Source organism: Streptomyces niger, from assembly GCF_000718305.1.
In the GTDB taxonomy this organism is placed as follows: Bacteria; Actinomycetota; Actinomycetes; order Streptomycetales; family Streptomycetaceae; genus Streptomyces; species Streptomyces niger.
Window position 1 is genome coordinate 413,837 of the sequence record NZ_JOFQ01000008.1, and the last position, 19,359, is coordinate 433,195.

Annotated in this window: 17 protein-coding genes and 1 tRNA gene; 11 read left to right on the top strand and 7 right to left on the bottom strand. The window is 70.3% G+C overall.

Annotated elements, in window-relative coordinates; all coding sequences use genetic code 11:
• Positions 1–164 precede the first annotated feature (164 nt).
• Together IF20_RS18315 and IF20_RS18320 are read left to right on the top strand one after the other, a co-directional pair.
• A complete protein-coding gene (locus IF20_RS18315; RefSeq protein WP_052866255.1) occupies positions 165–2,036 on the top strand; it encodes a vWA domain-containing protein in 1,872 nt (623 codons plus the stop codon).
• The gene (locus tag IF20_RS18320; RefSeq protein ID WP_052866256.1) at positions 2,030–3,463 is read left to right on the top strand and encodes a hypothetical protein; all 1,434 of its coding nucleotides are present in this window, start codon (positions 2,030–2,032) and stop codon (positions 3,461–3,463) included. The genes IF20_RS18315 and IF20_RS18320 overlap by 7 nt, the downstream gene beginning before the upstream one ends.
• A gap of 71 nt (positions 3,464–3,534) precedes the next feature.
• On the opposite strand, the gene IF20_RS18325 is transcribed toward IF20_RS18320, so the two are convergent.
• Both IF20_RS18325 and IF20_RS18330 read right to left on the bottom strand, forming a co-directional pair.
• Positions 3,535–4,887, bottom strand: a complete 1,353-nt coding sequence (locus IF20_RS18325; protein WP_052866257.1) for a serine/threonine-protein kinase — start codon at positions 4,885–4,887, stop codon at positions 3,535–3,537.
• Between the two features lie 33 nt (positions 4,888–4,920).
• Positions 4,921–5,466, bottom strand: coding sequence for a helix-turn-helix domain-containing protein (locus tag IF20_RS18330; RefSeq protein WP_052866258.1), 546 nt, complete (start codon positions 5,464–5,466; stop codon positions 4,921–4,923).
• Between the two features lie 117 nt (positions 5,467–5,583).
• On the opposite strand from IF20_RS18330, the gene IF20_RS18335 reads away from it, so the two are divergent.
• A tRNA-Ala gene (locus IF20_RS18335) sits at positions 5,584–5,656 on the top strand.
• A gap of 78 nt (positions 5,657–5,734) precedes the next feature.
• Here the strand turns inward: IF20_RS18335 and IF20_RS18340 are convergent.
• Positions 5,735–6,448 carry a DUF5324 family protein gene (locus IF20_RS18340; protein WP_052866259.1) on the bottom strand — a complete coding sequence of 238 codons (714 nt, stop codon included), beginning with the start codon at positions 6,446–6,448 and terminating at the stop codon, positions 5,735–5,737.
• A 441-nt stretch (positions 6,449–6,889) separates the two neighbouring features.
• Here IF20_RS18340 and IF20_RS18345 point away from each other — a divergent pair, with 441 nt between their 5' ends.
• Together IF20_RS18345 and IF20_RS18350 are read left to right on the top strand one after the other, a co-directional pair.
• Positions 6,890–7,417 (top strand): peptidylprolyl isomerase, encoded by a 528-nt coding sequence (locus IF20_RS18345; protein ID WP_052866260.1) that lies wholly within the window; start codon positions 6,890–6,892, stop codon positions 7,415–7,417.
• Between the two features lie 219 nt (positions 7,418–7,636).
• Entirely contained in the window at positions 7,637–8,572 is a 936-nt protein-coding gene (locus IF20_RS18350) for a rhomboid family intramembrane serine protease (protein WP_052866261.1), read from the top strand.
• Positions 8,573–9,084: 512 nt separating this feature from the next.
• On the opposite strand, the gene crgA is transcribed toward IF20_RS18350, so the two are convergent.
• Positions 9,085–9,342, bottom strand: a complete 258-nt coding sequence (crgA, locus tag IF20_RS18355) for a cell division protein CrgA (protein WP_052866262.1) — start codon at positions 9,340–9,342, stop codon at positions 9,085–9,087.
• A gap of 142 nt (positions 9,343–9,484) precedes the next feature.
• On the opposite strand from crgA, the gene IF20_RS18360 reads away from it, so the two are divergent.
• From IF20_RS18360 to IF20_RS18380, 6 genes are all read left to right on the top strand, one after another.
• The gene (locus IF20_RS18360; protein ID WP_052866263.1) at positions 9,485–10,255 is read left to right on the top strand and encodes a DUF881 domain-containing protein; all 771 of its coding nucleotides are present in this window, start codon (positions 9,485–9,487) and stop codon (positions 10,253–10,255) included.
• Positions 10,256–10,388: 133 nt separating this feature from the next.
• Complete coding sequence (locus IF20_RS18365; protein ID WP_052866264.1) at positions 10,389–11,129, top strand: class E sortase; 741 nt, start codon at positions 10,389–10,391, stop codon at positions 11,127–11,129.
• A gap of 71 nt (positions 11,130–11,200) precedes the next feature.
• Complete coding sequence (locus tag IF20_RS37900) at positions 11,201–11,377, top strand: hypothetical protein (protein WP_110944290.1); 177 nt, start codon at positions 11,201–11,203, stop codon at positions 11,375–11,377.
• A complete protein-coding gene (locus IF20_RS18370) occupies positions 11,374–12,048 on the top strand; it encodes an aminodeoxychorismate/anthranilate synthase component II (RefSeq protein WP_052866265.1) in 675 nt (224 codons plus the stop codon). Before IF20_RS37900 ends, IF20_RS18370 begins: the two co-directional genes overlap by 4 nt.
• Complete coding sequence (locus tag IF20_RS18375) at positions 12,045–13,451, top strand: class E sortase (RefSeq protein WP_407702520.1); 1,407 nt, start codon at positions 12,045–12,047, stop codon at positions 13,449–13,451. The genes IF20_RS18370 and IF20_RS18375 overlap by 4 nt, the downstream gene beginning before the upstream one ends.
• Before the next feature lie 23 nt (positions 13,452–13,474).
• The gene (locus IF20_RS18380) at positions 13,475–14,251 is read left to right on the top strand and encodes a class E sortase (protein ID WP_110944291.1); all 777 of its coding nucleotides are present in this window, start codon (positions 13,475–13,477) and stop codon (positions 14,249–14,251) included.
• A 115-nt stretch (positions 14,252–14,366) separates the two neighbouring features.
• Here the strand turns inward: IF20_RS18380 and pknB are convergent, their stop codons facing one another.
• The 3 genes from pknB to IF20_RS18395 form a co-directional block, all read right to left on the bottom strand.
• Positions 14,367–16,343 carry a Stk1 family PASTA domain-containing Ser/Thr kinase gene (gene pknB / locus IF20_RS18385; RefSeq protein ID WP_052866266.1) on the bottom strand — a complete coding sequence of 659 codons (1,977 nt, stop codon included), beginning with the start codon at positions 16,341–16,343 and terminating at the stop codon, positions 14,367–14,369.
• 145 nt (positions 16,344–16,488) lie between these two features.
• A complete protein-coding gene (locus IF20_RS18390) occupies positions 16,489–17,955 on the bottom strand; it encodes a peptidoglycan D,D-transpeptidase FtsI family protein (RefSeq protein ID WP_052866267.1) in 1,467 nt (488 codons plus the stop codon).
• Positions 17,952–19,349 carry an FtsW/RodA/SpoVE family cell cycle protein gene (locus tag IF20_RS18395; RefSeq protein ID WP_052866268.1) on the bottom strand — a complete coding sequence of 466 codons (1,398 nt, stop codon included), beginning with the start codon at positions 19,347–19,349 and terminating at the stop codon, positions 17,952–17,954. Before IF20_RS18395 ends, IF20_RS18390 begins: the two co-directional genes overlap by 4 nt.
• Between the last annotated feature and the right edge of the window lie 10 nt (positions 19,350–19,359).

Here is a 19,359-nt window from a genome sequence, read left to right on the forward strand (position 1 = left end):
CAGTTCCGTACGTACGAAACCCCGGTCCCCGCTCGGCGGGTGGCCGGGGTTTCGTCTGTCCGGCGCCGTTGCGGGACTGTGACACCCCATGGGTTGAATTTGCTAAAGCACACTACTAGGTTGCGATGGCAAATGTGGGTCGTGAGCGGAGGGGGAAGTGCGACATGGCACGACGACGCCGGAGAACGGCGGCCACGCTGATCGGGGGGCTGCTCCTCACGCTCCTGACCGTGCCGCAGGCGTCCGCTGAACCGTCCTTCACCAGCGCCGGGATGGTGATGGTGCTGGACTCCTCCGGTTCGATGGCGCAGCCGGACGGCTCCGGGCACACCCGAATCGCCGCGGCCCGCACGGCGGTCGCCACCCTCGCGGACTCCCTGCCCGACGGGTTCCCCACCGGGCTGCGCGTCTACGGCGCGGACAAGAACCGCGGCTGCGACGACACCCGGCTCGCCCAACCGGTACGGCCGTTGGACCGGGCCGGCCTGAAGAAGGCCGTGGCGAAGGTCGAACCCAAGGGCGACACCCCGATCGGCCTCTCGCTCAAGAAGGCCGCCGCCGACCTGCCGCAGGGCAGCGCCGGCCGCCGCACCATCGTGCTCATCTCCGACGGCGAGGACACCTGCCAGTCGCCGCCGCCCTGCGAGGTCGCCGAAGAGCTCGGCAGGTCGGGTGTCGACCTGCGGATCGACACCATCGGCTTCCAGGTGCGCGGCAAGGCCAGGCAGCAGCTGGAGTGCGTCGCGCAGGCGGGCAACGGCCGCTACTACGACGCCCCGGACGCCAAGTCCCTCGCCCGTCAGATGCAGCGCGCGGGGACGCTCTCCGCCGACAGCTACCACTTCCGGGGGAAGCAGGTGCGCGGTACGCCCGCACGCTCCGCCGCACCCGCCATTGCGCCGGGCCAGTACCGGGACACCATCGGCCCCGGCGAGAAGCGCTTCTACCAGGTGCGCCTGGACTACAGCTCCACCGCCGACTTCTCCGCCACCGCCGTCCCGCACCCGGGCGCCGCGGTCGACACCACCACCGTGCTGCGCACCCAGCTGGCGTACGGCGTCGACAGCGCCTGTGAGTCCAGCACCGAGGTGTTCGGTCAGAACGAAGGCGCCACGCCGCTGACTTCGGGCGTCAGCCGGATCCCGTCGGAGGACGGCAACGGCAGCTGCGACAAGGCCGGCCGCTACTGGTTCGTCGTCGAACGCGAGACGGCCGACGGCTCCGACGCCGCCCGCTGGCCCCTGGAGCTGACGTACCGCAGCGAACGGCCCCTCAAGAAGGGCGTCACCCCCGCACAGTCCGAGCCCGAGTACGGCGCCGGCGGCAAGGACGCCGTCGTGCCGTCCGGCGCCCCGAAGGACGTCACCGGCGGCACCGGCTTCAACGACGCCACGAAGATCGGCGAAGGCGTCTGGCGCGACAAGGTCCTGCCCTCGCAGACGCTCTGGTACAAGGTGCCGGTCGGCTGGGGGCAGCAGCTCCGCTACGACGTGGAGTTCGCCAACGAGCCCACCGTGCGGGGCCACAGCGCGCAGACCTCGTACGGCGCCACCCAGGTCTACACGCCGGCCCGGCAGCCCGTCGGCGGCGGGACCGGCGAGTTCACCCCGCAGACCCCCTACAACGGGCGGCAGGCCTCGCTGCGCATGGGAACCGTCCCGGTCAGCTGGACCAACCGCTACGAGAGCGACCCCAACGTCGTCCCCGTGCACCGCGCCGGCGACTTCTACCTCGCCGTCACCCTCGGTGCCAAGGCCGCGGAGATCGCGGACAATCCGCGGATCGGGGTGGTCCTCAGGGTGGCTGTGCTCGGTGAGGCGGAGAGCGGCCCCCAGGCGCACGCGGCCGTGGTGAAGCATCCTGCCGCCGCGGACAGCGGCACGGCCGACGGCGGTGGCGGGACGCGTCCGGTGATCGCCGTCGTCGGCATCGGCGTGGGGGTGCTGCTCCTCGCCGGCCTCGCGGTGCTGTACCTCAGGGGGCGGGGCAACCAGCGCAGGACCGGAACGGGCTCGGGAGGGGCAGGCGCGTGGTGAGGCGACGCACGATCAGGCGGGGGCTGGCCGGCCCGATGGCATTCGGCGCCCTGACGCTGCTACCGGGGGTGGCCACGGCGGACACCGGGCTGCCCACGTATGTGCCGGCGCAGGACGCCGAGCCCGTCAAGGGCGCGGCGAGCACGGCGAACGCGCCGGACATGCACCCCGGCACGTACACCGACTCCCTCGGGCGCGGCGAGGAGAAGCGCTACGCCCTCACGCTGGACGCCAAGACCACCGCGTACGTCTCCGCCGTGGCCACCCCCGCGCCCGGCAGCAAGGTCGAGGACTACACCGACGGGCTGACCGTGTCCCTGCAGGACGACACCGGCACGACCTGCGGCACGGACGGCGACGTGCGGTACCGGGGCGGCAGGACGGCCTACCCCCTCGCCGCGTACGCCACCCGCCGGGTCGGCGGCGACGTCTCGGACTGCCGGCAGGCCGGCCGGTACTACGTGGTGGTGAAGCGCTCCGGCGACGCCACCTCGGGACCCGACAAGTGGCCCCTGGAACTGCGCTACATGGCCGAGCCGCACCTGAGCGGCCCGGCCCCCGGAAAGCCCGGGAAGGGCAGCTGGAGCAGCGCCACGCCCGCCGCGCCCACGGGGGGCGAGAAGAAGTCCGTCACGGGGGGCACCGGCTTCAACGACGCCGTCTCGGTGGGCAAAGGGCAGTGGGCCGACCGCATTCGGCCCGGCGAGACCCGCTTCTACCGGGTCCCGGTGGACTGGGGACAGCGGCTGAACGTGAGCGCCGAGCTGTCCAGCGCCCCGAAGCAACCGGGCGTGGGCGTCTCGACGTTCACCCCGGACGCGTTCGGCCTGACCGCGTACAACCCGGCGCGCGGCGTGGTGAGCGACGAGGACTTCGTCGCGTACGAGGGCAGGCAGCAGCAGTCGCGGCTGTACACGGCGCCGGTGCACTACGGGAACCGGTCCAGCGACGACGCGGCCGTCCGCGCGACGAGCGTGGCGGGCTGGTACTACCTGGAGGTCTCGCTCAACCCGGATGCCGCGAAGTTCTTCAAGAAGAGCGCGGGCCTCACCCTGCGGGTGGACGTCGAGGGAGCGGCGGAGCCCGCCCCGAAGTACGCGCGGCCCGCGGCGGACTTCTCCGTCACGTCCGAGGACCGTGAGATGGCCGCGACGGGCCGTACGGCGTCCGAGGCGGAGCGCCACGGACACCTGCAGGCGGTCGGGTTCACCGGCCTCGGCGTCGGCGCGGTGCTGCTCGCCGGGCTCGGCGTGTGGACGGTGACGGCCCGGCGCAAGGCCGCGGCGGGCGCTACGGCGGTCACGGGGACGGCTGGGGACGCGCCGGGCGGCCAGGGAGCCCCGTTGCCCGGACAGCAGCTGTACGACGGTCGGAACGGGTCTCAGGAGGCCTGGCAGGGGTTCGGGCAGCCGCCGCGGGGCCGGTGAGCTCCGGACGTCGCACAGGCCCGTCAGCGGGCTTCTGTGGCCTTCTGCGGGCGTCTGCGGCCGTGCGGGCGTCAGCCGGCGGTCAGCGCCCAGACGCCCACCGCGATGCACAGCAGCGCGACGACCAGTACCGGCACGGCGATCTTCGCGGGCGGCCCGGAGCGCACGGGCTTCGCACCCTCCGTACCGGGCGCCGGGGCCTGGCCGGGCACGCGCGGCTGGTCCCTCGTGTACGGCCGGGTGAGCGGCAGGCCTCCCCCCACCGGTGCGGTCGGCTCGTACTGCCGCATCGGAGGCGCGGGCGGCGGTGTACCGGGCAGCGGCCGAGCGGGTCCCGATACGGCGGGGAACCCGGGCCCCGAAGGGGACGCGTCCGGGCCCGCCACCGGGAAGCCGGCGCCGGAGGGGGACGGATCCCGGCCGTGCTCCGCAAGGGGCGCCGAGGGCGACGGCGTGGGCGGCCCCTGCGGGAGGGGCGGCGCCAACGAGAAGCTGCCGGTCGCCGACATCGAAGGCCCGCGCAGGTCGCCTCCTCGTGCACCGCCTTCCGGACCGTCGGGCCCGTACCCGGAGGGCAGCGGCCCGATGTGGTCGAAGACCTCGACGATCTCGTCCTCGATCGTCTCCTCGGGCAGCAGCTCGACGGCCGACAGGAGCGCTTTGCGGGCCCCGTTCGCCGTCCGGAAACGCGCGTCGGGATCCGGATGCAGCAGCCCGGCCAGCACCTGCCACAGCGGCTCGGGGACGTCCTCGGGCGCCCCGGGCACCCCGTGCTGCATGAAGAGCTCGACCAGCGCCTGGGCGTCCGGCTTGTTGCCGGTCAGCAGGAACAGGCCGAGCAACCCGACCGCGAAGAGGTCGGCGGGGAAATCCGGTTCGGCACCCAGCAGTTGCTCCGGCGCGAAGTAACCGGGCGTCCCGACCACGTAGTTGGTGTCGGTGAGCCGCGGCTCCCCCTTGCGCATCGAGATGCCGAAGTCGGAGACGCGCACGTGCGGCCGCCCGGTACCGGTGGCCTCCAGCAGGATGTTGGCCGGCTTGATGTCCCGGTGGACCACGCCCTCTTCGTGCACCGCGGCCAGCCCCGAGAGCACCTGATCCAGCAGCAGGCACGCATAGCGCGCCGGCAGCGGCCCGTAGTCGCCCACCAGGTGCGCCAGCGAACCGCCGTTGACCAGGTCCATCGTGAACAGGACCTTGTCGTCGTCGGCGGCCCAGCTGGCCGGCGCGAGCACATGCGGATGATCGATGCGCAGCGCCTGCTCCCGTACGAAGCGCAGCAGCGTGTGCGCGTCGCTCTGCTGCAACACCTTGGCCGCGACGTACCGGCGGCGCCGCTGGTCCCAGGCGCGCCACACGGCGCCCACCCCGCCCCGCCCGATCGGGTCGATCAGCTCGTACCTGCCGGCGAAGACCTCACCCATGGCGCCGCGTCCGCTCCCTCACAGCATGCGTGATCAGTTCTGGTGCGCTTCGTAATGGGCCACCGCGTCCGCGGTCCGCCCCGCCCCGTAGACCCGCAGGAACTCTGCCAGTTCGGGGTGGCTGGCGGCGAGGGAGTCAGCGGCGTCGATGATGTCGCCGGCCGCCGCGACCGAGCGCAGCAGCGACTGGATCTCCCGCACGACACGACGCACGGTGGTGGCGCCCGTGGTGGACGTCTGCGTGGTGTTGTTCAGGACGGACCCGCCCGCGGTCTTCTTGATCTCGTCCATCCGCTCGGTGGCCTCCGCCGCACTGACGCTGCCGTCGGCGACCTGGCTCGACAGCTCCTGGAGCGCCTGGACACGCTGGACCACCGCCGGGTTGCCGATCTTCGCGCGCTGGCCGCTCATCAGCTGCGACAGCATGGGGGCCGAGAGTCCGAGCACGGCGGCAAGGCGGGCCTGATTGAGGCCGAGATCGTCGATGAGACGACGGAAGAGCGCCCCCAGCGGCTCTCCGTACCAACTGCGCTGCAGCTCCCGAGCGCGCGCGGTGGCTTCCTGCTGTGCTGCGTCCATGGCGTCTCCCCTTCGCTTCGCTGCCGCGAATCTCGCGAAGCATCCTACGGAGAGCGACGGCCCGGAGCGATACCCGGTCGGGAAAGCGGTCGGGTACCGGGTACTCTGGTGCCCGACGGGGCCTTAGCTCAGTTGGTAGAGCGCTGTCTTTGCATGGCAGATGTCAGGGGTTCGACTCCCCTAGGCTCCACGGAAAACACCCTCCGAACTGCGGAAACGCGTTCGGAGGGTGTTGTGCTGCGAGGGCCGGACCGCGGCCGGGGCCGCCTTACGGCTGCCCGTGGCGTTCGTCCGCCTCGGATTCCGCCTGCTTCGCCTGCACCTCCGGGTCCAGGACCGCGCCGGGGCTGCCGTCCACGGCGCTCAGCGGGGTGCGCTCGCCGACCTCGGTCGCGGCCGGCGGTTCGACCAGCCAGTCGGGGTTGGCCTGCTTGTCCCACCACTTCCACGCGGCGTAGGCGCCGCCGGCGAGGATGCCGAGCAGGGTGACCCGCTTGAGGGCCTTGCCCGTACGGGCCCGGCGGCGGTGCTTCTTGGCGAGCTTCTCGATCTCGGCGGCGGTGACATTCCCGCGCAGCGCCGCCAGCGCGGCGGACCCGCGCAGCATGGCCTCCTCGCGGGCGGGCTCGGCCGCCGCACGCGCGCTGCGCACGGCCTTCTCCACGCGCGGAGCGGTGTAGTCGGTGGCCTGCCGGGCGGCCTTGCGGGTACGGATCGCGGCCTTGGTCGCGGCGGCGTCCACCTTCGGGGGCAGCGCGCCGCGCGCGTGCTCCAGGCGAGGCTGCAGCCGTGCGTCGTACTGGTGACGGGCCTGCTGCGCGGCCTCGGTCACCTTCGGGGCCAGTTTCGTACGCGCCTCGTGCGTGAGGTGCACGGCGGTGTCCTTGGCCGTGCCGGCATACGGAGCCACCACCTCCGCGGCGTGCCGCACGCTCTCCTTGGCCGTGCCGGTCGCGGCGCGCACGCTGTCCTTGCGGGTCACGGGATCCTCCTCATCGGTGGCGTGTCCGGGCTCGGGGGCGCTTGCCCACGTCTGTGTCTCGCCTCTCCGCCCGCTTGCAGATCATTCCTGCGGAGCGGACGTACGGCATGTGCTGACGGGCATCCGGGTCAATGCGGACTTCGGACGCCTTGTGATGACAATGCCACGGTTCGGCGCGGCGTGCGCCGATTAGACGGCTTCCGGCCGCGGTATCGCGATTCGGCGGTTTCTCGCCCCCTGTCTGCGTTTCCTGCCGTCCGGTCGGGAACGGTGGATGACCGCTTCCCGACCGGAATGTACGGGTCCCCGCTGACGGTCGCGGGAAACGTCGGGGAGGGGAAATCAGTGCGAAGACCGGACGTCAGGTGGCGCTCGGGGGACGGGCGCGGCCGTTCGTGCGAGGATCGGGAACCGTCAGCGCAGACTTATGGAAGGTAGATCGTGGCTGAGCAGCTCTACGCCACCCTGAAGACCAACCAGGGGGACATCGAACTTCGGCTTCTGCCGAACCACGCCCCGAAGACGGTCAAGAACTTCGTCGAGCTCGCCAAGGGCGAGCGGGAGTGGACCAACCCGGCGACCGGCCAGAAGTCCACGGACAAGCTGTACGACGGCACCGTCTTCCACCGGGTGATCAGCGGCTTCATGCTGCAGGGCGGCGACCCGCTGGGCAACGGCACCGGTGGACCGGGCTACGAGTTCGCCGACGAGTTCCACCCGGACCTGTCGTTCAACAAGCCGTACCTGCTGGCCATGGCCAATGCCGGCCCGGGCACCAACGGCTCGCAGTTCTTCATCACCGTGGCCCCGACCGCGTGGCTGACCGGCAAGCACACCATCTTCGGTGAGGTCTCCAACGCGGAGAGCAAGAAGGTCGTGGACGCCATCGCCACCACCCAGACGAACCCCCGCACCGACCGCCCGGTGAACGACGTCGTCATCGAGCAGGTCGTCGTCGAGACCCGCTGAACGGCAGCATCGCCGTGCAGACCGGCGCCGTGCCCCGCTGAGCGAACAGGTCGGCTGCGGTCCCGGCCGGGGCCCCGGCACGGACGCGCCGGCACCGGCCGGTCACCCTGCCCGCGCTCGGCCGCGGGCGGCGTGGAACCATGACGCCCCGCCCGGTCGTAGACCAGGCGGGGCGCGCAGCGTGTCGGTGCCGCGGGCCACAGAGGACGAGGGGTAGCGATGGAGCAGGCGCCAGGCAATCCGCAGGAACCGCGGGACGCCCAGAGCGGAAACGGTTCGCCGGAAGGGCGAAACGATTCACTCGGCTGCTACCGGCACCCCGACCGGACCACCGGCATCACCTGCACCCGCTGTGACCGGCCGATCTGCCCGGACTGCATGGTCAGCGCCGCCGTCGGCTTCCACTGCCCGGAGTGCGTACGAGGCAACAGCGGCACGGGCCACGCGCCGGGCGCGAACCGGCCGCGCACGGTCGCCGGCGGCGCCCTGACCGCCGATCCGAAGCTGCTCACCAAGATCCTCATCGGGATCAATGTCGCGATCTTCCTCGTCGGCCTCCGGCTCGGCGACCCCTTCGTCCAGGCACTGGAGCTGATCGGCGGGGCCCGCGAGTCCATGCTGTCGAGCCCGTACGGGGTCGTGCAGGGCGAGTGGTACCGCCTGCTCACCGCGATGTTCCTGCACCAGCAGCCCATGCACATCGTGTTCAACATGATGTCGCTGTGGTGGCTGGGGCCGCCGCTGGAGGCGGCGCTCGGCCGGGTCAGGTTCCTCGCGCTGTACTTCCTCGCCGGACTGGGCGGCAGCGCTCTGTCGTACCTGCTCGCCGCGGTGAACCAGCCGTCGCTGGGTGCGTCCGGCGCGATCTTCGGGCTGCTGGGCGCCACGGCGGTGCTGCTGCGCCGGCTGAACTACGACATGAAGCCGGTGCTGATCCTGCTCGGCATCAACCTCGCCATCACGTTCCTGTGGCCGGACATCGCCTGGCAGGCCCACGTGGGCGGCCTGGTGGTGGGCGCCGCGGTGGCGTACGCGATGGTGCACGCCCCGCGCGAGCGCCGGACCGTCGTCCAGGCCGGCGCCTGCGTCGCGGCGCTTCTGGTGATCATCGCGGTGGTCTGCATCCGTACGGCACAGCTGACGGGCTACAGCTGACGGGCTGACGCCGAGGCTGCTCGCGGGCGGGCCGCGGCGCACTTCCCCCAGCAACCTCGGCTGTCTCCCCCCAGCAATCTCGGCTTGCTTCCCTCAGCAACCTCGGCTTGTTTTCCCACCGGAAACGGCTGACCCGTACCCCTCACAGGGGTACCGACATACCCACAGCGCACTGCGGGGGGAGTGACCGACCGTTCACTTGTCCACAGCTTGTGTCGGCCTCTGTGCGCACCGTGCAGAATCCCGGCAAGCCCGGCAAGGGGGACCACTGCAGGGACGTTTCCCCAGTACAACCGCAGGTCCCTGGGGCTCGGCGATCTCCGCCCCCGGTGTGACCGGCGTCAACCCCACAGGGGTTATCCACAGATCTTCTGAAGTTTTCCCCGGCTGTGGATAACCGTGTGGATGGTCTTGGGCACAGCTTGCGTTCAACGCGAGGGTGAGCCCGCCCTCCTGGAGTCGGGGCGCGCCGCTGCAAGGCCGGGCCACGCCGCTTCAGTGGCGGAGCGGGGCTACTTCCACTGTGTGGAGACGCCGAACCCCACCGCGATGAAGCCGAAGCCGGCGACGATGTTCCAGTTTCCCATCGCCTTGATCGGCAGGTCGCCCTCGGTCACGTAGAAGCACACGATCCAGGCCAGTCCGATCATGAACATCGCCAGCATCAGCGGCGCCACCCAGCCCCGCCCGGAGTTCAGCTTGATCGAACTGGTCTGCTTCGCCGGCGGCGGCGTGAAGTCGTCCTTCTTGCGGATCCGTGACTTCGGCACGAGGAACTCTCCTGTCGATGCGCTGCGTAACCGCGCGGATGTACAAAGGCTGGCGCCGGTCGGGGGGCGTCGGGGATCGGGTGCTCCCCCCGGGCGTCCGTTAGCGTAGTGCTTCCGCGGCGTCGTAAGGAGTAAGGGTACGTTGAGCAATTCCGCTGACTCCCCCGGCCGCCGTCCGCGTCCGCGGCTGCGTCCCGTACGGCTGTTGACGCTGGCCGTCTTCGCGCTCGCCGGGCTGCTCTTCTGGATCAGCTTCGACACCGCACGCGGCACCAACCTGCGGTCGGACGATTCCATGCTGCGACTGTCGGACCTCATCCAGGACCACAGCCAGAAGAACAAGATCCAGGACGAGCGCAACGCCTCGCTCCGCTCCGACGTCGACCGGCTCGCCGACGAGGACAACGGCAGCACCGACGCCGACAAGGCCCGGGTACAGGCGCTGGAGAAGAATGCGGGCACGAAGAAGGTGGCCGGCCAGGGCCTGTCCGTCACCCTCACCGACGCCCCGCCCAACGCCACCGCCAAGATCCCCGGCGTGCCCGAGCCGCAACCCAACGACCTGGTCATCCACCAGCAGGACCTGCAGGCCGTCGTCAACGCCCTGTGGAAGGGCGGCGCCAAAGGCATCAAGGTCATGGACCAGCGGCTGATCTCCACCAGCGCGGTCCGCTGCGTCGGCAACACCCTGATCCTCCAGGGCCGCGTCTACTCGCCGCCCTACACCGTCACCGCGGTGGGCGACCGCCAGGCGCTGACCGACGCGCTCAACACCTCGCCTGCCATCCAGAACTACCTGCAGTACGTCGATGCTTACGGACTCGGCTGGAAAGTCGAGCCGCGCGGAACGATGACTCTGCCCGGTTACTCCGGCACAGTGGAGCTCCACTACGCACAGCCCGTGCAGCCGTAGCGCGCGGGAGCGCGCCGGAGCGGGTAAGGAGGGGCGCGAAGCTCCTTGGGGGGCGGTGGTCGGGTGACGGTTAGGGAGGGGCGCGAAGCTCCTTGGGGGGCGGTGGTCGGGTGACGGGAGGGCGGGTCCGGGTATGTCCGTGCGGTGGATCGTCAGGACCTTCAGCGAGCTGTGCCTCACCGTCGGCAGCCTGATCGTCCTCTTCGTGGTCTACGTGCTCTTCTGGACCGGCGTACGCGCCGACAGCGCCATGGACGGTGAGCTCGGAAAACTGGCGGAGCGCTGGGCCACGGGTCCGGTCGCCGCGGCCTCGCCCGCGCCCGGCGGCCCGTCCCAGGACGGGACCACCTCTCCGGGGGCGGGCGACCCGCAGGACGACGGACCGCCACCGCAGCCCGCCTACCGGGACGGCGAGCCCTTCGCCGTCATGTACATCCCGCGCTTCGGCGGCGACTGGGCGAAGCCCGTGCTGGAGGGCACCGCCACCGGCACTCTGCAGAAGGGCCTGGGCCACTACGACGGCACCGCCCGGCTCGGCGCCACCGGCAACTTCGCCGTCGCCGGCCACCGCCGCACCTACGGCGACCCGTTCAAGGACTTCCCGCGGCTGCGGCCCGGCGACGCGGTCGTGATCAGCGACGGCACGACGTGGTTCACGTACCGCATCGACAAGCGCCCCTACCGCACCTCGCCCGGCGACATCGGGGTCATCGACCCCGTACCGCGCGCATCCGGCTACGACGGCCCCGGCCGTTACCTCACCCTTACGACCTGCGAGCCAGAGTGGGGGCACAGTCACCGGCTGATCGCCTGGGCACACCTGGACGCGACCGAGCCGGTGGCCGGGGGCCGTCCGTCCGCATTGCGCAGCTGAGCCACACCGCCGGGACTCGCCCCTTACTCTGGTGGGGCAAATGACCATTGGCATCGGCAAGTAGGGACAGCATGTACGGCTGGATCTGGCGGCATCTGCCGGGCAACGCATGGGTGAAGGCACTGATCTCGCTCGTGCTCGCGCTGGCGATCGTCTTCCTGCTCTTCCAGTACGTCTTTCCATGGGCGGAGCCGCTGCTCCCCTTCAACGACGTCACGGTGGATCAGGGAATGAGGGCCGTCCGATGAGCGCGAAGATCCTCGTGGTCGACAACTACGACAGCTTCGTCTTCAACCTCGTCCAGTACCTCTACCAGCTCGGTGCCGAGTGCGAGGTGCGACGCAACGACGAGGTGGAGCCGGGGCACGTGCATGGGGGCACCTCCCGCTCGAGCGGAGCCGAGAGTGGGGGAGGTTTCGACGGCGTCCTGCTGTCGCCCGGCCCGGGCGCACCCGAGCAGGCGGGCGTCTGCATCGACATGGTGCGGCACTGCGCGGACACCGGCGTGCCGGTCTTCGGCGTGTGCCTGGGCATGCAGTCCATGGCGGTGGCGTACGGCGGCGTCGTCGGCCGCGCTCCCGAGCTGCTGCACGGCAAGACCTCCCTGGTGACGCACGAGCACAAGGGCGTCTTCCAGGGCCTGCCCTCGCCGTTCACGGCCACCCGCTACCACTCCCTGTCGGTGGAGCGGGACACCCTGCCCGCCGAGCTGGAGGTCACCGCCTGGACCGAGACCGGCCTGGTGATGGGCGTACGCCACCGGGAACTGCCCGTCGAGGGCGTGCAGTTCCACCCGGAGTCGGTGCTGACCGAGTGGGGCCACGGAATGCTCGCCAACTGGCTGGTCGAGTGCGGTGACAAGGGAGCTGTGGAGCGTTCGACGGGGCTCGCCCCGGTGGTCGGCAAGGCCGGCGCGTGACCGCGCTCCGCCCCGAGCGCGAAGGCATGTCGTCGTACGGTCCTTACGATCCGTACGACGACTCCGTCGCGTTCGAGGCGGCCGTCGGGCAGCTCGGCGATCCCCTCACGGACCCGCTGCCCGGCCAGGACGACGGCCAGGGCCTGGGGCCGGGGCCGGCGCAGGGCCAGGAGGCCGTCACCGCGTACGACCAGGCAGCCCGTCCGTACGATCAGCCGGCCGGCCCCCAAGACCCAGCCGGCTACCCGCAGACCGCCGGCTATCCGCAGTCTGCCGCTGCCTACGAGCCGACCGCCGTCTTCGACCAGGTCCCGGCATACGACGCCCGGGCATACGACGACCCGGCGCCGGCGCCTGGCCAGGCCTTGGCATACGACCATTCCGCCACCGAAGTGGCGGGCCACGGCACGTACACCGAAGCGGCCCTCGCCGCGGCCGACACCGTCATCGCGCCGGCCGTGCCGTCCCTGCCCGTCGACGACGAGACGATGGCGCTGCGGCAGGCGGACCCCAAGGCCGTGAAACGGCCCGAGGACGCTGTTTCACGTGAAACAACGCCTCCGGCGACCGGCGGGCGCGCCGAACGGCGCAGAGCGGCGCAGGCGGCCGCCAAACGAGGCGGCAAACGCGGCCGCCGCGCCGCCCCGGCCGCCGAGACCGCTCCCGAGCCCGTGCCGACCTCGCGGGTCGCCGCACGACGGGCCGCGCGAGCCCGCAAGGAGAGCGTCGGCGTCGTCGTCAGCCGGATCACGGGTGAGGCGTTCATCACCCTCGGCGTGCTGATGCTGCTGTTCGTCGCGTACCAGCTGTGGTGGACCAACGTCCTGGCCCACAACCAGGCGGGCGGCGCCGCCAACAATCTTCAGCAGCAGTGGGACAAGGACGGCGAGGACGACAAGCGCGCGGCGGGTGCGTTCTCGCCCGGCGAGGGCTTCGCGATCATGTACATCCCCAAGCTGGACGTGAAGGTCCCGATCGCCGAGGGCATCAGCAAGACCGAGGTCCTGGACCACGGCATGGTCGGCCACTACGGCGAGGGCAAGCTGAAGACGGCGATGCCTTGGGACAAGACCGGCAACTTCGCGGTGGCGGGCCACCGCAACACCCACGGCGAGCCGTTCCGCTACATCAACCGGCTGGTCAAGGGCGACAAGATCGTTGTCGAGACCCGCAGTCGCTTCTACACGTACGAGATGGAGAGCATCCTCCCGCAGACCCTGCCCTCCAACGTCGGGGTCATCGGCCCCGTCCCGCCGGGCTCCGGCTTCACCAAGCCCGGCCGGTACCTCACGCTGACCACGTGCACCCCGGAATTCACCAGTACCTACCGGATGATCGTGTGGGGCAAGATGGTCGAGGAGCGGCCGCGGAGCAAGGGTAAGCCGGATGCGCTCGTCAGCTGAGCACCATCAGGGGGTACCACGCGGTGACTGCCACCGGACAGGACGCGGACGTCGAGGGCGTCGAGGGGACCGATGACGGCGGGGCGCCCGCCGCGGCGTCGCGACCCGCGCCGCGTAAGGCGCGGCGCCGCATAGCAGCCGTCGTCAGCGTCATCGGCGAGCTGCTGATCACGGCCGGCGTGGTGATGGGCCTCTTCGTCGCCTACTCGCTGTGGTGGACCAACGTCCTCGCCGACCGCGCGGCGCACCACCAGGGTGACCAGGTGCGGCGGCACTGGGCCGAGTCGAAGGGCCCGGACCAGCAGAAGGAGCTGGACACCAAGGACGGCCTCGGGTTCCTGCACGTCCCCGCGATGAAGAACGGTGAGGTGCTGGTCAAGAAGGGCACCAGCAGCAAGATCCTCAACGACGGGGTCGCCGGCTACTACACCGAGCCGGTGAAGTCCGGGCTGCCGCGGGACAAGACGGGCAACTTCACGCTCGCCGCGCACCGGGACGGCCACGGCGCGAAGTTCCACAACATCGACAAGCTCAAGGACGGCGACGCGATCGTCTACGAGTCGCAGGACCGCTGGTACGTCTACAAGGTCTTCGCGACCCTGCCGGAGACGTCCAAGTACAACGTCGACGTGCTGAACAAGGTCCCGAAGGAGTCCGGCAAGAAGAAGCCGGGCCGCTACATCACCCTGACGACCTGCACGCCGGTCTACACCTCGAACTACCGCTACATCGTCTGGGGTGAGCTGGTCCGCACCGAGAAGGTCGACGCGGACCGCACCCCGCCGAAGGAACTGCGCTAGCCGCCACCGCGGTGGGCGGCGGGAGACCTGCCGCCCACCGCAAGCGAGAGGGCCCGGGGCGAGTGATCGCCCCGGGCCCTCTCACGTTCCGGCCGCTGCCGGTCCTGCTTCGGCGTCAGTGCTTGCGGCCCCAGGCGCCGCCCCAGAAGCCGCCGTCGTCCCCGCCGTCGTCCCCGCCGTTGCCGGGCATCGTCGTGACGTTCACGGACGTGCCCTTGGCGACCTCCGTGCCGGCGATCGGGTCGGAGACCACGACAGTGGCGTTGTCGTCCTGCGGGCCGGTGATGTTGCCGACCGCGAGACCCATGTCGGTGAGGGTCTTCTTGGCGTCCTTGAGCTTCTGGCTGGACAGGTCGGGCACCTGGACCTTCTCGGCGGCCTTGGCGACCGTCAGGGTGATCTGGGAGCCGTTCTCGGCCTGGCTGCCGCCGGCCGGGTCCTGCGACAGCACGGTGTCGGCCGGCTGGTCGGACTCCTGGTCCGTACGGGCCACCTTGAAGCCGAGGTCGGTCAGCTGCTTCTGCGCCTGGTCGAAGGGCTTGTTGGTGACGTCGGGCACCGCGGTCTTCGGCTTCGCGGCCGCGACGGTCAGGGTGATCGTCTTGTCCTTGGCGGCCTCGGTCTGACTCTGCGGGTCCTGGTTGATGACCTTGCCGGGAGTCTGGTCGGACTGCGCCTTCGTCTGCTGGATGTCCGTGAAGCCCTTGTCCTCCAGGATCGACTTGGCCTTGTCGAAGGTGTAGCCGAGGACGTCCGGCACGGTGATCTTCTCGACGCCGGTGCACATCGTCACCGTGACCGTGTCGCCCTTACCGATGTCGGAGCCGGCCGTCGGGTTCTGCTTGGTGACCTGGCCCTTCTTGGCGTTGTCGCAGGTCTTGCTGCCACCCTTGACGACCTTGAAGTCGCCGTTGCGGCCGGCCTGCCGCGCCTCGTCCAGGGTCTTGCCGACCAGGCTGGGCGCCGGGAAGCTGCCCTCCGACTTGCCGCCGCTGAACATCGCCTTGCCGATGAAGATCGCACCGATCAGGACCAGGACCGCCGCCAGGATCAGCAGGATCGTGGAGGTGCGGTTCTTCTTCTGGCCGCCCCGGCGCCGGTCGGGCCGATCGTCGTAGCCGTAACCGCCGTCGTCGGGGTTGACCGGCGGCAGCATGGAGGTGGCGCCCGCCGGGTCCTGCGGCCGCAGCGTCGCGGTGGGCTGGTCCTGGTCGTAGCCGACGGCGCCGAGCGCCGCGGTGGCCGCGACCGGCTGCCCGTCCAGCGCCGCCTCGATGTCGGCGCGCATCTCGTCCGCCGACTGGTAGCGGTAGTCCGGGTCCTTGACCAGCGCCTTGAGGACGATCGCGTCCATCTCGGGCGTGATCTCGGGGTCGAAGTTGCTCGGCGGCTGCGGCTCTTCACGCACGTGCTGGTACGCGACCGCGACCGGCGAGTCGCCGACGAACGGCGGCCGGACGGTCAGCAGCTCGTACAGCAGGCAGCCGGTGGAGTACAGGTCGGACCGCGCGTCGACGGTCTCGCCCTTGGCCTGCTCCGGAGAGAGGTACTGCGCCGTGCCGATCACCGCTGCGGTCTGCGTCATCGTCATGCCGGCATCGCCCATCGCACGGGCGATGCCGAAGTCCATGACCTTCACCTGTCCGGTGCGGGTCAGCATGACGTTCGCGGGCTTGATGTCACGGTGGACGATGCCGGCCCGGTGCGAGTACTCCAGCGCCTGCAGCACGCCGATGGTCATCTCCAGCGACCGCTCGGGCAGCAGCTTGCGACCGGAGTGCAGCAGCTCACGCAGCGTGGACCCGTCGACGTACTCCATCACGATGTACGGGATCGAGACACCGTCGACGTAGTCCTCGCCGGTGTCGTAGACCGCGACGATGGACGGATGGTTCAGCGAGGCGGCCGACTGGGCCTCACGGCGGAACCGGGCCTGGAAAGACGGGTCGCGGGCCAGGTCCACGCGCAGCGTCTTCACGGCGACGGTGCGCCCGAGGCGGGTGTCATGGGCGAGGTACACCTCGGCCATGCCGCCGCGGCCGAGCACCGAGCCCAGCTCGTACCGGCCGCCGAGGCGACGCGGCTCTTCCATAGCTACTCCAGCCCTCTCCGTCGATCCCGACCGCACCTGTGTGTGGTCCGGCGGTGTGCTGTTCCGGCATACCGTACCCGGCACGCCTGACGCGGCCCGGCCGCGGCCGCCACCTGATATGCGACCGGTACGGTCATGACCGAGGTCACTTGTTGCCGTCGAGTACCGCCTCCATGACCGCCTTGGCGACGGGCGCCGCCAGCTTGCCACCGGCGATGTCGCCGCGCAGGGTGTCGGAGCCCTCGATGACCACGGCGACGGCCACCGGAGTGCCCTTGTCGGTCTTGGCGTAGGAGATGAACCAGGCGTACGGGTTGTCCTTGTTGTCCTCGCCGTGCTGCGCGGTACCCGTCTTGCCGCCGACCGTCACGCCCGGGATCTGCGCGGTCTGGCCGGTACCGGTCTTCACGACCGTCTCCATCATGTCCTGCAGCTTCTGCGCGTTCTCCGGCTTGAGCGGCTCGCTGAGCTTCTCCGGCTGGGTCTGCTGCAGGACGTTCAGGTTCGGCGCGACCAGCTTGTCGACCATGTACGGCTTCATCAGCGTGCCGCCGTTGGCGACCGCCGAGGCGACCATGGCCATCTGCAGCGGCGTGGCGCGGTTGGAGGCCTGCCCGATGCCGGCCATGGCGTTCTGCGGCCGGTTGTCCTTGGGGTAGACGCTGGCGTCCGCGCGGACCGGCGTGAAGTGCTCCTTGTTGAAGCCGAACTCGTTGGCTTCCTTGATCATCTTGTCGTTGCCGAGGTCGGCGCTGATCTTGCCGAAGACGCTGTTGCAGGACACCCGCAGCGCCTCGCGCAGGCTGGCGTCCTTGCAGGGGATGTTGCCCTCGTTGTTCAGCGGCTGGTGCGCGGTGTCCGGCAGGTAGTAGGGCAGCGGCGAGTTCGTCTTCGCGTCGATGTCCGTGTACAGGCCGTTCTCCAGCGCCGCGGCCGCGGTGACGACCTTGAAGGTCGAGCCCGGCGGGTAGGTCTGGCGCAGCGCCCGGTTCAGCATCGGGTCGTCGGCGTTGTTCGCCTTCAGCAGCCCGTTGTACGCCTTGGAGTCGTCGTCGCTCATGCCGGCGAAGCTGGACGGGTCGTAGGACGGCGCGGAGGACAGCGCGAGGATCGCGCCGGTCTCGGGGTTGATGGCCGCGACCGCGCCCTTCTTGCCCTTCAGGCCGTCGTAGGCGGCCTTCTGCGCCTTCGCGTTGAGAGTCGTGACGACGTCGCCGCCCTGCTGCTTCTCGCCGGTGAACATGTCCACCGTGCGGCTGAAGAAGAGCTTGTCGTCGGTGCCGGTCAGGATCGGGTCGTACAGCTTCTCCAGCTGGTTGGCGTCGAACGCCTGCGAGGCGTACCCGGTGACCGGCGCCCACATGGGGCCGTCCTTGTACGTCCGCTTGTACTTGAAGTCGCCGCTGTCGGTGGTGGTCGAACCGGTGACCGCCTTGTCGCCGACGATGATGTTGCCGCGGGGGATGCTGTACCGCTCGATGGCCACCCGGCGGTTGTGCTTGTCGTTCTTCAGTTCGTCGGCCTGGACGAACTGCACCCAGTTGACGCGCACGAGCAGGGCGAGGACGAGCAGGCCGCAGAAGATCGCGACCCGGCGCAGGGGCTTGTTCACGGTCGGACCACCTGGGTCATCTCGGCGTCGGTGGAGGGGGCGGGGGCCGGCGCCGGCCGGCGCGCGGTGTCGCTGATCCGGAGCAGGATCGCCACCAGCGCCCAGTTGGCGATGACGGACGAACCACCCTGGGCCAGGAACGGCATCGTCATACCGGTCAGCGGGATAAGCCCGGTGACACCGCCGGCGACGACGAAGACCTGCAGCGCGAACGCGCCGGACAGGCCGACGGCCAGCAGCTTGCCGAACGGGTCGCGGGCGGCCAGCGCCGTACGGATGCCGCGCTCGATCAGCAGGCCGTACAGCAGCAGGATCGCCATCAGACCGGCCAGGCCGATCTCCTCGCCGACGGTGGCCAGGATGTAGTCGCTCTTCGGCGCGATACCGCCGATGAGGCGCGAGTAGCCCTGCCCGAGGCCGGAGCCGAGGATGCCGCCGGAGCCGAAGGAGTACATGGCCTGCGCGGTCTCGGTGACGCCGCCGTTCAGCAGCTGCAGCGGGTGCAGCCAGTTGTCCACACGGGTCTTCACGTGGTGCTCGAAGGTGGCCACCGCGACCGCGCCGCCGCCGCTGAGCAGCAGACCGAAGACGATCCAGCTGGTCCGCTCCGTCGCCACGTACAGCATGATCACGAAGAGGCCGAAGAACAGCAGCGACGTACCGAGGTCGGTCTCGAACACCAGGATCATCAGACTCAGCGCCCAGATGACCAGGATCGGGCCGAGGTCACGGCCGCGCGGCAGGTACAGCCCCATGAAGCGGCGGCTCGCCAGCGCCAGCGCGTCCCGCTTCACCATCAGGTAACCGGCGAAGAAGATCGCGATGATGATCTTCGCGAACTCACCCGGCTGCAGCGAACCCACACCCGGGATCGTGATCCAGATGCGGGCGCCGAAGCGGGCCGGGAAGAACACCGGCAGGATCAGCAGGACCAGCGCCGCCACCATCGAGATGTAGGTGTAGCGCTGCAGGACACGGTGGTCCTTGAGGAAGATCAACACACCCAGGAACAGCGCCACGCCGAGCGTGGACCACATCAGCTGACCCGGCGCCATCGCCCCGCCCAGCTGTGGCGTGGTGATCTGCGGCTCCTGGTCCAGGCGCCAGATGAACACCAGGCCCAGCCCGTTCAGCAGCGTGGCGACCGGAAGCATCAGCGGGTCCGCGTACGGCGCCCACTTCCGCACGACCAGGTGTGCGACGCCGGCCAACAGGCCGAGCCCCAGCGCGTAGCCGAGCACGCCGGCCGGCACCGTGTCTTCCTTGGCGAGCCCGACGTTGATGTAGGCGAACACCGGGATGATGACCGCGAAGACGAGCAGCGCCAGTTCGGTGTTCCGGCGGCTCGGGGCTCCGATCGTCCCGATGGTGGTGGTGTTGCTGGTACTGCTCATGAGATCAACG